Source organism: Pseudomonas sp. SDO5522_S412, from assembly GCF_054071215.1.
On sequence record NZ_JBSVWQ010000169.1, the window covers coordinates 1 to 12,385 of the forward strand.

Consider the following 12,385-nt stretch of genomic DNA (forward strand, 5'->3'; position numbering starts at 1 on the left):
TCAGTCAATACATCGGGTGACTGACACACCGCTTTCGCGAGCAAGCCCGCTCCCACATTTGGACTGCGGTGATCATCAAATCCCGTGCATAAAAAAACCGGCCTCGCAGCCGGTTTTTTTGTTTCTACGGTTTAGAACGAAGCGTCCTTCAAACCGTCGAGGTAACGCTCGGCATCCAGTGCCGCCATGCAACCGGCGCCGGCGGAGGTGATCGCCTGGCGGTACACGTGGTCGGCCACGTCACCGGCAGCGAAGATACCTTCGATGTTGGTGGCAGTCGCATTGCCTTCACGGCCGCCCTGCACGATCAGGTAACCGTCTTTGGCATCCAGCACGCCTTCGAACAACGAGGTGTTCGGAGTGTGGCCGATGGCGATGAACACGCCGTCGACTTTCAGCTCGTCGAAGCTGCCGTCGTTGTTCTTCAGGCGAGCACCGGTCACGCCCATGTTGTCGCCCAGGACTTCATCCAGGGTGGCGTTGAGCTTGAGGATGATCTTGCCTTCGGCCACGCGGGCATGCAGCTTGTCGATCAGGATCTTCTCGGCGCGGAAGGTCTCGCGGCGGTGAACCAGGGTCACGGTGCTGGCGATGTTGGCCAGGTACAGCGCTTCTTCCACCGCGGTGTTGCCGCCACCGACCACAGCCACTGGCTTGTTGCGGTAGAAGAAACCGTCGCAGGTTGCGCAGGCGGAAACGCCCTTGCCCATGAACGCTTCTTCCGACGGCAGGCCCAGGTAACGAGCGCTGGCGCCGGTGGCGATGATCAGCGCGTCACAGGTGTACACGCCGCTGTCGCCGGTCAGGCTGTAAGGCTTCTTGGAGAAGTCGACCTTGTTGATGTGATCAAACACGATCTCGGTTTCGAAACGCTCGGCGTGCTCTTTCATGCGCTCCATCAGCACCGGGCCGGTCAGGCCGTGGACGTCGCCCGGCCAGTTGTCGACTTCAGTGGTGGTGGTCAACTGACCGCCCGCTTGCATGCCGGTGATCAGCAACGGCTTGAGGTTGGCCCGGGCAGCGTAGACGGCAGCGCTGTAACCGGCAGGGCCGGAACCGAGAATAATCACTCGCGAATGACGGGTATCAGACATGACTCACTCCTATCGACCGCCCGGACTACAGAACGGCTGGAATAAAAAAGGACCGCGAAGCACTTGGGGAAGGCTTGAACTCGCAGATCCTGAAAATAATGGGTGCAGCGTATAGAGGGAGGCAAGATTAAGGAAATACGGATTAACAATCCAGCTCATAGGTGGTCTCTATCCCATGCCCTCTATTAATCGACACCTTTGTTACCGTTAATGTCGCGATGCGGGCCGTGCTTTCCCGGTACTCCCAAAGCCGGTAAGGTCGGCGCGTTCGCCCCTATTGCCCGGAGTTATCCATGCCCGCCCCCGTTCTTTCAGGCCCACAGTACCTGCGCGAAGGTCTCAAACTGGTACTCAGCCCCGGCCTGCGGCTGTTTGTGCTGCTGCCGCTGGCAATCAACCTGATCCTGTTCGTCGGATTGATCTACTTCGCCGGCCATCAGTTCAGCCTGTGGGTCGACACGCTGATGCCGACCCTGCCGAGCTGGCTGAGCTTCCTCAATTACCTGCTGTGGCCTTTATTTGTGGTGCTGGTGGTGCTGATGGTGTTTTTCACCTTCACCATGCTCGCCAACATCATTGCCGCGCCGTTCAACGGCTTTCTGTCGGAAAAGGTCGAAGTGGTGGTGCGCGGCACCGATGATTTCCCGGCGTTCAGCTGGGGCGAACTGGCGGCCATGGTCCCGCGCACCCTGGCCCGGGAAATGCGCAAACTGGGTTACTTCCTGCCCCGGGCTATCGGCCTGTTTATCCTGTCGTTCATCCCGGTGGTCAATCTGGTGGCAGCACCGCTGTGGCTGCTGTTTGGTGTGTGGATGATGGCGATCCAGTACATCGACTACCCGGCCGACAACCACAAGCTGGGCTGGAACGAAATGCTCGCCTGGCTGCGCCAGAAGCGCTGGCAGAGCATGAGTTTTGGCGGCATCGTCTACCTGGTGTTGCTGGTGCCGGTGGTCAACCTGCTGATGATGCCGGCAGCGGTGGCTGGGGCGACGTTGTTCTGGGTGCGTGAGCAAGGCGCCGAGGCCATGGCCATTAAAAAGGCCTGAGCCGTCACAAATCCATCATCCAAAAGACACAATGACGACATGGCCCACGCCGACACTGTGGGTCATGACGACAGCTTCGCTCCACATCACCCTGATCACCGAAACCTTCCCGCCAGAGATCAACGGGGTGGCCAATACCCTTGGCCGCCTGTGTGACGGTTTGCGCGCGCGCGGGCATCAAGTCGAACTGGTTCGCCCGCGCCAGGGCAGCGACCAGAGCCGGCCCAGTGACGATGGCCTGATGCTTTGCCGCGGCTGGCCTTTGCCGGGTTATCCGGGGCTGCAATGGGGCCAGTCGTCGATGCACAAGCTGTTGCGGCGCTGGACCCGCCAGCGCCCGGATGTGTTGTATATCGCCACCGAAGGCCCGCTGGGTTTGTCGGCGTTGCGGGCGGCGCGGCGCCTGGGGATCAGCGTGGTGAGTGGCTTTCACACCAACTTCCAGCAGTATTCCAACCAGTACGGCCTGGGCATGCTGAGCCGGGTGCTGACCCACTATCTGCGCTGGTTCCATAACCGCTCGACCTTGACCCTGGTGCCCAGCGCCAGCCAGCGACTGGAGCTGGAGCGCCGCCATTTCGAGCGCCTGGGCATGCTCGCGCGCGGTGTCGACAGCCAGCTGTTTCACCCGGCCAAACGCGACAATGCGTTGCGTGAAAGTTGGGCACTGACCAGTGAGCAAACTGCCGTGCTGCATGTCGGCCGCCTGGCCCAGGAAAAAAACCTCGGGTTACTCAAGCGCTGTTTCGAGACGCTGCAGGACACCTATCCACTGCGCCAGATGAAACTGATCATCGTCGGCGATGGCCCGCAACGGGCGATGCTGGAAAAGGAACTGCCGGAGGCGATTTTCTGCGGCACCTTGCGCGGTGAAGAACTGGCCCGGCATTACGCGTCCGGGGATGTGTTCCTGTTTCCCAGCCTGACCGAAACCTTCGGCAACGTGGTGCTGGAGGCCATGGCTTCAGGGTTGGGCGTGGTGGCATACGACCAGGCGGCCGCAACCCAGCACATTCGCCATGGCTACAGCGGCGTGCTGGCGATGCCGGGGGATGAAGAAGCGTTTTGCGATGCGGCCAATTGGCTGCTGGAAGAGCGCGAGAGCTTGCGCCGGGTGCGGCTCAATGCCCGGCAACACGCCAGCCGTCAGGGTTGGCCGGCGATTATCGAGCAGTTTGAGCGCCAATTACGCGGGGTGTGCGAGGACGAGCAACCGGTGCCCGCCCTGTCGCCCCTTACACCAACGTCGTCAACGCCTCACGACTGAACGGCAGGATGTCGCCTTCACGGCCTTCGCGAACCTTCAGTGCCCAATCCGGATCCACCAGCAGCGCACGACCCACAGCGACCAGGTCGAACTCGTCGTTGTTCAGGCGCTCCAGCAGTTTTTCCAGGCTGGCGGGTTGCGCCACTTTGTCGGTGTTGACCATGAACTGCAGGAACTCGCCATCCAGGCCGACGCTGCCCACGGTGATGGTCGGCTTGCCGGTGAGCTTGCGGGTCCAGCCGGCCAGGTTCAGCTCGGAGCCTTCGAATTCCGGCTCCCAGAAACGGCGGGTGGAGCAGTGGAAAATATCCACGCCGGCGTCAGACAGCGGCTTGAGGAATTCACCCAAGGCTTCCGGGGTTTGCACCAGGCGCGCGGTGTAGTCCTGCTGCTTCCACTGGGAGAAACGCAGGATGATCGGGAAGTCCGGCCCCACGGCGGCACGGACGGCCTGGATCAATTCGATGGCGAAACGCGAACGGTTGGCCAGGCTGCCGCCGTATTCGTCGGTGCGCTGGTTGGTGCCTTCCCAGAAGAACTGGTCCACCAGGTAGCCATGGGCGCCGTGGATTTCAACGCCGTCCATGCCGATGCTCTGGGCATCCTTGGCAGCCTGGGCGAACGCGGCGATCACGTCCTTGATGTCTTGCACGGTCATGCCGTGGACGACGACGTTGCCGTCCTTGAGTTTTTCGGTGGGGCCGTAAGCCGGCACGCTGGCATCCGGCTCGGTGCCGATGCGCCGTACGCTGCCCACATGCCACAGTTGCGGAACGATCTTGCCGCCTTCGGCATGTACCGCGTCGACTACTTTCTTCCAGCCGGCCAGGGCGGCTTCACCGTAGAAGTGCGGGACGTTCGGGTAGCCGTTGGAAGCCGGGTGGCCGACCACGGTGCCTTCAGTGATGATCAGGCCTACACCGGCGGCGGCGCGGCGGCGGTAGTACTCGATCACTTTGGAGTTGGGCACGCCACCCGGAGAAAAGGAACGGGTCATCGGCGCCATGACCACGCGACTCGGCAGTTGCAGTGCACCGAGCTGGAACGGTTTGAACAAGGCTTGGACAGGCATGGGAGCACTCCATCGGAAAGGAATTTATGATGTGGATAATATGGAGTGTGCAGCGTGTTGGATAGCACTATTGATTGGGGTGATTAAGGGGTAAAAGCGGGAGGGCATGGGGCTGCTTCGCAGCCCAGCGGGAGCAAGCTCCCTCGCCACAGCAAGCTCCCTTGCCATAGGAAACTCCCTGCCACAGGAGACTCCCTTGCCACAGAAACTCACTCGACAATGCTGAAAGTATCAGCTCAATGCTTTTTCGATCGCCTGAATAATGGAGGGGTCATCCGGCGGTGTACGCGGCGAGAAACGCGCCAGCACCCGGCCGTCCTTGCCCAACAGGAATTTCTCGAAGTTCCAGGTGATGTCCCCGGGAAATTCGGCGCCCTCGCCCGCCAGCAATCGATACAGCTGGTGGCGATCGTGGCCATTCACCTCAAGCTTGCTGCCCAGGGGAAAGGTCACGCCGTAGTTGAGGCTGCAGAATTTCTGGATTTCTTCTTCAGTACCCGGTTCCTGCCCGGCAAATTGATTGCACGGCAGCCCGAGTACGGTGAAACCCTGGTCTTTGTATTGCTGATAGAGGTTTTCCAGCGCGGCGTACTGTGGGGTCAACCCACATTTGGAGGCGACGTTGACCACCAGCACGACTTGCCCCTTGAAGGGCGCCAGAGGCAGCTCCTGACCATCCAGGGCTTTGAGTTTAAGGTCGTGGAAAGCACTCATGACGAACTCCAGATATCCCATGTTCTTCGTAACGGCCATTCGAGATTACAGCCGCCAAGTCGGCAAGAATAGCCGCCAAATGAAAAAGGCGCCCGAAGGCGCCTTTTTCCAACTGACAGAGCGGCGCTCAGTCAATTAATGGTGGTGACCACCTTCGCCGTGCACGTGGCCGTGGGCCACTTCTTCCTGGGAAGCGTCACGGATAGCGACGATCTTCACCTGGAAGTTCAGGCGCTGGCCAGCCAGCGGGTGGTTGCCGTCGACGGTCACGTCGTCGCCGTCCAGGTCACGGATGGTGACGATTTGCATCTGGCCGTCCGGAGCGGAAGCGTGGAACTGCATGCCCACTTCCAGCTCGTCGACACCTTCGAACATGCTGCGGCTCAGGGTGCTGACCAGTTCGGCAGCGTATTCGCCGTAGGCATCTTCAGGTTCTACGGCAACGGTCAGTTCGTCACCGACCTCTTTGCCTTCCAGGGCCTTTTCCAGGCCCGGGATGATGTTACCTGCACCTTGCAGGTAGACCAGCGGCGCGCCGCCGGCAGAACTGTCGATGACCTCACCAGCGTCGTTGGTCAGGGTATAGTCAATGGAGACAGCCTTATTGGCGGCGATCGGCATGGGGCGAGACCTTTTGCAGAAGAATGAAGAACGGACAAGTCTAAACAAGGATTTGCCCGAAAGCGAACACAACCCGGACGGACGGGGTCGAACAACTGACCCGACGGTCGTCGGATTTCACCAGGACGAAGACCGGCACTGGGTCGTCGAGCTTTCCTGCGGCCACACCCAGCACCTGCGCCACCAGCCACCCTGGCAATCCCGGGCCTGGGTCACGGACCCGGCGCAACGCCTTGAAAAAATAGACAAGCCCTTTACGTGCGGCTGGTGTGCGCAAGGCTCAGATAAAGATAACCTTGGCACCTGATTCCCGGTAGGCAGCCAGCCATAGGCCGCCACCGAAGCCATGCACCTCCAGAGAATTCGCATGCAGACTTTTTTTATCGCGCCCACCGATTTTGGTGTGGGTCTGACCTCCATCAGCCTTGGGCTGGTGCGCACCCTTGAACGGGCCGGGCTGAAAGTCGGCTTCTTCAAACCGATTGCCCAGCCGCACCCCGGCGACACAGGCCCCGAGCGCTCCACCGAGCTGGTGGCCCGCACCCACGGCCTGAAACCGCCCCAGCCTCTGGGCCTGGCCCATGTCGAACGGATGCTCGGCGACGGCCAGCTCGACGAGCTGCTGGAAGAAATCATCACCCTTTACCAGCAAGCCGCCGTGGGCAAGGACGTGCTGATCGTCGAAGGCATGGTGCCGACCCGCAGTGCCAGCTATGCGGCCCGGGTCAACCTGCACCTGGCCAAGAGCCTGGACGCCGAGGTGATCCTGGTCTCGGCCCCGGAAAACGAAGTGCTGACCGAACTCTCCGGCCGCGTGGAATTGCAGGCCCAGCTGTTCGGCGGCCCGAAAGATCCAAAAGTGTTGGGCGTGATCCTCAACAAAGTGCGCACCGACGAAAGCATGGAGGCGTTCTCGGCACGGCTCAAAGAGCATTCGCCTTTGTTGCGCAGCGGCGATTTCCGCCTGTTGGGCTGCATTCCCTACCAACCGGAACTCAACGCCCCGCGCACCCGCGACGTGGCCGACCTGATGGGCGCGCAGATCCTCAACGCCGGCGATTATGAAACCCGGCGCATGACCAAGATCATCATCTGCGCGCGCACCATGCGCAACACCGTGGAGCTGCTCAAGCCCGGCGTGCTGGTAGTGACCCCCGGCGACCGCGACGACATCATCCTCGCCGTCAGCCTGGCCGCCATCAACGGCGTGCCGTTGGCCGGCCTGTTGCTGACCAGCGACACCCTGCCCGACCCACGGATCATGGACCTGTGCCGTGGCGCGTTCCAGGCCGGGCTGCCGGTGTTGTCGGTGAGCACCGGCTCGTATGACACCGCCAACCAGCTCAACAGCCTGAACAAGGAAATCCCGATTGATGACCGCGAACGTGCGGAGATCATCACCGATTTCGTCGCCAGCCACCTCGACGCCCGCTGGCTGCACCAACGCTGCGGCACGCCGCGGGAGATGCGCCTGTCGCCGGCGGTGTTCCGTTATCAACTGATCCAGCGCGCCCAGGCGGCCAACAAGCGCATCGTGTTGCCCGAAGGCAGCGAGCCGCTGACCGTGCAGGCCGCCGCCATCTGCCAGGCACGCGGGATCGCCCGTTGCGTACTGCTGGCCAAGCCGGCCGACGTGGAAGCCGTAGCCCGCGCCCATGGCATCGAACTGCCCGAAGGCCTGGAGATTCTCGACCCGGACCTGATTCGCCAGCGCTACGTCGAGCCGATGGTGGCCCTGCGCAAAACCAAAAGCCTCAACGCGCCGATGGCCGAGCAGCAACTGGAAGACACCGTGGTGATCGCCACCATGATGCTCGCTCTGGATGAAGTGGACGGCCTGGTCTCCGGCGTCATCCACTCCACTGCCAATACCATTCGCCCGGCCTTGCAACTGATCAAGACCGCGCCGGGCTGCACCCTGGTCTCGTCGGTGTTTTTCATGCTGTTCCCCGAGCAAGTGCTGGTATACGGCGACTGCGTGATGAACCCGCACCCCAGCGCGGCGGAGCTGGCGGAAATCGCCCTGCAAAGCGCCGACTCGGCCGCCGCATTCGGTATCACGCCACGGGTGGCGATGATCAGTTACTCCAGCGGTGATTCGGCCACGGGCGAGGAGGTCGAGAAGGTCCGCGAAGCCACCCTGCTCGCCCACGAAGCCCAAAGCTCGCTGCTGATCGACGGCCCGTTGCAGTACGACGCCGCCGCCAACGAAAGCGTGGCCCGGCAACTGGCGCCTAACAGCCTCGTAGCGGGCAAAGCCACGGTGTTCGTGTTCCCTGATCTCAACACCGGCAACACCACCCACAAGGCCGTGCAGCGCAGTGCCGATTGCGTCAGCCTGGGCCCAATGCTGCAAGGCCTGCGCAAACCGGTGAACGACCTGCCCCGCGGGGCGCAGGTGGACGACATCGTGTACACGATCGCATTGACCGCGATTCAAGCCGCCAACCGACCTATGGATGTCTAAATGCTGGATTTTCTACCTGCCGCCGTGCGCGGGGTGATCGCCTCGCTGTTGCTGGCGTTGAATACGATTTTGCTGTGCTCGTTCCTGTTTATCGTGGCGCTGTTCAAGGCGCTGCCGTTTGCCAAACGCTTCAGTGAATGGCTGATGAACCAGACCCACGAGGCCTGGATCAGCAACAACAAGGCCTGGATGAACCTGGTGCGACGCACCCGCTGGCACCTGAAAGGCCTGGAAGGCCTGGACTATGAACACTCATATCTGGTGACCAGCAACCACCAGAGCTGGGTCGATATCATGGTGCTGCAATACGTGCTCAACCGGCGCATTCGCCCGCTGAAGTTCTTCCTCAAGCAGGAGCTGATCTGGGTCCCGGTGATTGGTTTGGCGTGGTGGACGCTGGGCTTCCCGTTCATGAAGCGCTACACCAAGGCGTACCTGGAAAAGCACCCGGAGAAGAAAGGCAAGGACCTGGAAACTACCCGCAAGACCTGCGCGAAGTTTCGCCACAACCCGGTGGGAATCTTCAACTTTGCCGAAGGCACGCGGTTTACCCCGGGCAAGCATGCACAGCAACAGTCACCGTTTCGCTACCTGCTCAAGCCCAAAGCCGGCGGCATTGCCTTTGTGCTGGATGCCATGGGTGAACAGCTGAAGTCGCTGGTGAACGTGACCATTCACTATCCTGGTGGGCGCCCCGGTTATTGGGATTTGCTGTGCGGGAATGTGAAGGACGTTGTCGTGCAGTTTGAAGAGGTGCGGATTCCGGCCGAGTTTATCGGCAAGAATTACGAGCAGGATGGGGAGTATCGGTTGGCGTTCCAGGGCTGGATCAACCGGTTGTGGGAAGAGAAGGATGTGTTGCTCGCCAAATTGCACACAGATTATCCCGCCAGTCACTGATCAAAATGTGGGAGCGGGCTTGCTCGCGAATGCGGTGTGCCAGCCTATACATGTGGCGGCTGACACTCTGCTTTCGCGAGCAAGCCAGCTCCCCCATTTGACCGAGTTGTTTCCAAGGCCCCATAAAAAAGCCCGCCAACATGGCGGGCTTTTTTGTGCACGTGAAGCTTAGATCGCGCCGCGCTGGCGCAGCAGGTCCAGCACTTGCTTGACGCTGTCTTCCAGCGACAACGCCTGGGTGTCGATCACCAGGTCCGCATTCAACGGTACGTCATACGGGAACGACTCACCCGGGATGTTATCGCCGCCCGCCGCGTACAAACCTTGCGGATCACGCTCGGCACACACCAGCGGCGAAGCCTGCACGTACACGGTCAGCAAACGATCACCGCCGATCAGCGCCTTGGCCTGTTCACGCCCTTCAGCATCCGGGGCAACAAACGCCGCCAACGTCAGCAAGCCGGCTTCGTTGAACTGACGCGCCACGTGCGCGGCACGACGCCAGTTCTCGGTACGCCCGGCACGGTCCTGCGGCAAGCCCTTGTTCAGGTCGTGGCGCAGGTTCTGGCCGTCCAGCACAAACACCGCACGGCCCATGTCGAACAGCTTGCGTTCAACCGCGTAGGCCAGGGTGCTTTTGCCGGCGCCCGACAAGCCGCTGAACAACACGGTCGCCGGTTGCTGGCCGAAGCGCTGGGCGCGCTCTTCGGTGGCCACGTGAGCCAGTTTGCCGTGCTGCGCCGCGCTGCCATGGGTCACCGGCGGCGCGATGATCATGCCCGCAGCCACGGTGCCGTTGGTCAAACGGTCGATGACGATGAACGAACCGGTGGTGCGGTTGCTCGCGTAACCGTCCAGGGCGATGACCGTGTCGAGGCTGACCTTGACCCGGCCAATCTCGTTCAACTGCAAGGCGCTCGCCGGGCCTTCTTCCAGGGTGTTCACATCCACGCGATGCACAATGCTGGTGATGGAACCCGGCACGTAGCTGGTGGCGCGCTTGATGTCGTATTTCTTGCCCGGCAGCATCGGTTCTTCAGCCATCCACACCAGCATGGCGTCGAAAGCGTCGGTCACTTGCGGCACGTTGTCGGCATGCACCAGCAGGTCGCCACGGGAGATGTCGATTTCGTCTTCCATGGTCAGGGTCACGGCCTGGCCGGGACCTGCGTTTTCCAGTTCACCTTCAAAGGTGACGATGGATTTGACGCGGCTGCTCTTGCCCGACGGCAGCACCACGACTTCGTCGCCCTTGTGCACGATGCCGCTGGCCAGGGTGCCGGCAAAACCACGGAAGTTCAGGTTCGGACGGTTGACGTACTGCACCGGGAAACGCAGGTCGGTGTAGTTGCGGTCATTGGCGATCTCGACGGTCTCGAGGATCTCCATCAGCGACTGGCCGGTGTACCAGGGCGAACGCTCGCTCTTGTTCACCACGTTGTCGCCCTTGAGGGCCGACATCGGCACGAAGGCCAGGGTGCTCGGCTTGAACGCGATACCGTCGGCAAACTTCAGGTAATCAGCCTTGATCGACTCGAATACGCTTTGGTCAAAGCCATTGATGTCCATCTTGTTGACGGCCACCACGATGTGCTTGATGCCCAGCAACGAGGCGATGAAGCTGTGGCGACGGGTCTGGGTCTGCACGCCGTAGCGGGCGTCGATCAGGATGATCGCCAGGTCACAGGTGGAGGCACCGGTGGCCATGTTGCGGGTGTACTGCTCATGGCCGGGGGTGTCGGCGATGATGAATTTGCGCTTGGCGGTGGAGAAGTAGCGGTAGGCAACGTCGATGGTGATGCCCTGCTCACGCTCGGCCTGCAGGCCGTCGACCAGCAACGCCAGGTCGATGTCGTCACCGGTGGTGCCGGATTTTTTCGAATCGCGGGTGATGGCTTCCAGGTGATCCTCGTAGATCATCTTGGAGTCGTGCAGCAGGCGCCCGATCAGGGTGCTCTTGCCGTCGTCGACGTTGCCACAGGTCAGGAAGCGCAACATTTCCTTGCGCTCGTGCTGGCCCAGGTAGGCGAGGATGTCCTCGCTGATCAAATCAGATTGATGCGACATGACAGCCCCTTAGAAATAGCCTTGACGTTTTTTATCTTCCATCGAGCCTGCACCATCGTGGTCGATGACACGGCCCTGGCGCTCGGAAGTTCGCGTCAGGAGCATTTCCTGAATGATGTCCGTCAGCGTCTCGGCTTCGGACTCCACCGCGCCCGTCAACGGGTAGCAGCCAAGGGTACGGAAACGTACTTTCTTTTTGACGATTCGGGCTTTGTCTTCGTCGGACAGGTGCTCGAGGATGCGGTCGTCGTCGATCATGATCAACGTGCCGTTCTTCTCGATCACTTCGCGTTCGGCGGCGAAGTACAGCGGGACAATCGGGATTCCTTCCAGGTAGATGTACTGCCAGATATCCAGCTCGGTCCAGTTGGACAGCGGGAACACACGGATCGACTCGCCTTTGTTGACGTTGCCGTTGTAGACGTTCCACAGCTCCGGGCGCTGGTTTTTCGGGTCCCAGCGGTGCTTGCTGTCGCGGAACGAGTACACGCGCTCTTTGGCACGGGATTTCTCTTCATCGCGACGGGCACCGCCGAATGCAGCATCGAAACCATACTTGTCGAGCGCCTGTTTCAGGCCCTCGGTCTTCATGATGTCAGTGTGCTTGGCGCTGCCGTGAGTGAACGGGTTGATGCCCTGCGCCACCCCGTCCGGGTTGACGTGAGTGATCAACTCAAGACCAAGCTCTTCGACCATCTTGTCGCGGAACTTGTACATCTCCTGGAATTTCCAGCGGGTGTCGACGTGCATCACCGGAAACGGCAGCTTGCCCGGAAAAAAGGCCTTGCGTGCCAGGTGCAGCATCACGGCGGAGTCTTTACCGATCGAGTAGAGCATCACCGGGTTATCGAACTCGGCGGCGACCTCGCGGATGATGTGGATGCTTTCCGCCTCCAGCTGTTTCAGATGCGTCAGTTTGTCGACCATGGTTACTCACGGAAAAACGATCTTATGGACGGCCAGCGGGCCGTGTTCGAGCGGGGCATGCTAGCACAGCGCCTGATTCTATTGAGGGGGCTGGCTAGATCGAAACGGTATATCAATATACCGCTGGGTTTGGCTCGACTCGATCAAATGTGGGAGCGGGCTTGCTCGCGAATGCGGTGTGTCAGTCAATGCATATGGCGACTGATG

11 protein-coding genes are annotated in these 12,385 nt (G+C 60.9%); 5 read left to right on the forward strand and 6 right to left on the reverse strand.

Annotated features, from left to right (window positions below):
• Positions 1 to 131 precede the first annotated feature (131 nt).
• Entirely contained in the window at positions 132 to 1,094 is a 963-nt protein-coding gene (gene trxB, locus ACW9I6_RS24665; RefSeq protein ID WP_003208470.1) for a thioredoxin-disulfide reductase, read from the reverse strand.
• Positions 1,095 to 1,387: 293 nt separating this feature from the next.
• On the opposite strand from trxB, the gene cysZ reads away from it, so the two are divergent.
• Together cysZ and ACW9I6_RS24675 are read left to right on the forward strand one after the other, a co-directional pair.
• Positions 1,388 to 2,143, forward strand: a complete 756-nt coding sequence (gene cysZ, locus ACW9I6_RS24670; RefSeq protein ID WP_003208468.1) for a sulfate transporter CysZ — start codon at positions 1,388 to 1,390, stop codon at positions 2,141 to 2,143.
• Between the two features lie 64 nt (positions 2,144 to 2,207).
• Complete coding sequence (locus tag ACW9I6_RS24675) at positions 2,208 to 3,410, forward strand: glycosyltransferase family 4 protein (RefSeq protein WP_008432296.1); 1,203 nt, start codon at positions 2,208 to 2,210, stop codon at positions 3,408 to 3,410.
• Here the strand turns inward: ACW9I6_RS24675 and ACW9I6_RS24680 are convergent.
• From ACW9I6_RS24680 to ACW9I6_RS24690, 3 genes are all read right to left on the reverse strand, one after another.
• Positions 3,379 to 4,482, reverse strand: coding sequence for an NADH:flavin oxidoreductase (locus tag ACW9I6_RS24680; protein ID WP_003208465.1), 1,104 nt, complete (start codon positions 4,480 to 4,482; stop codon positions 3,379 to 3,381). The two genes, ACW9I6_RS24675 and ACW9I6_RS24680, sit on opposite strands and share 32 nt — an antisense overlap.
• Before the next feature lie 231 nt (positions 4,483 to 4,713).
• Positions 4,714 to 5,196: a glutathione peroxidase gene (locus tag ACW9I6_RS24685; RefSeq protein WP_102606072.1), complete on the reverse strand. Its 483-nt coding sequence runs from the start codon at positions 5,194 to 5,196 to the stop codon at positions 4,714 to 4,716.
• A 135-nt stretch (positions 5,197 to 5,331) separates the two neighbouring features.
• Positions 5,332 to 5,817 (reverse strand): FKBP-type peptidyl-prolyl cis-trans isomerase, encoded by a 486-nt coding sequence (locus tag ACW9I6_RS24690; RefSeq protein WP_003208457.1) that lies wholly within the window; start codon positions 5,815 to 5,817, stop codon positions 5,332 to 5,334.
• On the opposite strand from ACW9I6_RS24690, the gene ACW9I6_RS24695 reads away from it, so the two are divergent.
• Genes ACW9I6_RS24695 through ACW9I6_RS24705 form a run of 3 tightly spaced genes read left to right on the forward strand, consistent with a single transcriptional unit; the run spans position 5,786 to position 9,184 of the window.
• Complete coding sequence (locus ACW9I6_RS24695) at positions 5,786 to 6,124, forward strand: DUF3565 domain-containing protein (RefSeq protein WP_003208456.1); 339 nt, start codon at positions 5,786 to 5,788, stop codon at positions 6,122 to 6,124. The two genes, ACW9I6_RS24690 and ACW9I6_RS24695, sit on opposite strands and share 32 nt — an antisense overlap.
• 60 nt (positions 6,125 to 6,184) lie before the next feature.
• Positions 6,185 to 8,284 carry a phosphate acetyltransferase gene (gene pta / locus ACW9I6_RS24700; protein ID WP_003208454.1) on the forward strand — a complete coding sequence of 700 codons (2,100 nt, stop codon included), beginning with the start codon at positions 6,185 to 6,187 and terminating at the stop codon, positions 8,282 to 8,284.
• The gene (locus tag ACW9I6_RS24705; protein ID WP_087693758.1) at positions 8,285 to 9,184 is read left to right on the forward strand and encodes an acyltransferase; all 900 of its coding nucleotides are present in this window, start codon (positions 8,285 to 8,287) and stop codon (positions 9,182 to 9,184) included.
• Positions 9,185 to 9,352: 168 nt separating this feature from the next.
• Here ACW9I6_RS24705 and cysN read toward each other — a convergent pair whose 3' ends face one another.
• Positions 9,353 to 11,251: a sulfate adenylyltransferase subunit CysN gene (gene cysN / locus ACW9I6_RS24710; protein WP_003208449.1), complete on the reverse strand. Its 1,899-nt coding sequence runs from the start codon at positions 11,249 to 11,251 to the stop codon at positions 9,353 to 9,355.
• A 9-nt stretch (positions 11,252 to 11,260) separates the two neighbouring features.
• Entirely contained in the window at positions 11,261 to 12,178 is a 918-nt protein-coding gene (cysD, locus tag ACW9I6_RS24715; protein ID WP_003208447.1) for a sulfate adenylyltransferase subunit CysD, read from the reverse strand.
• Between the last annotated feature and the right edge of the window lie 207 nt (positions 12,179 to 12,385).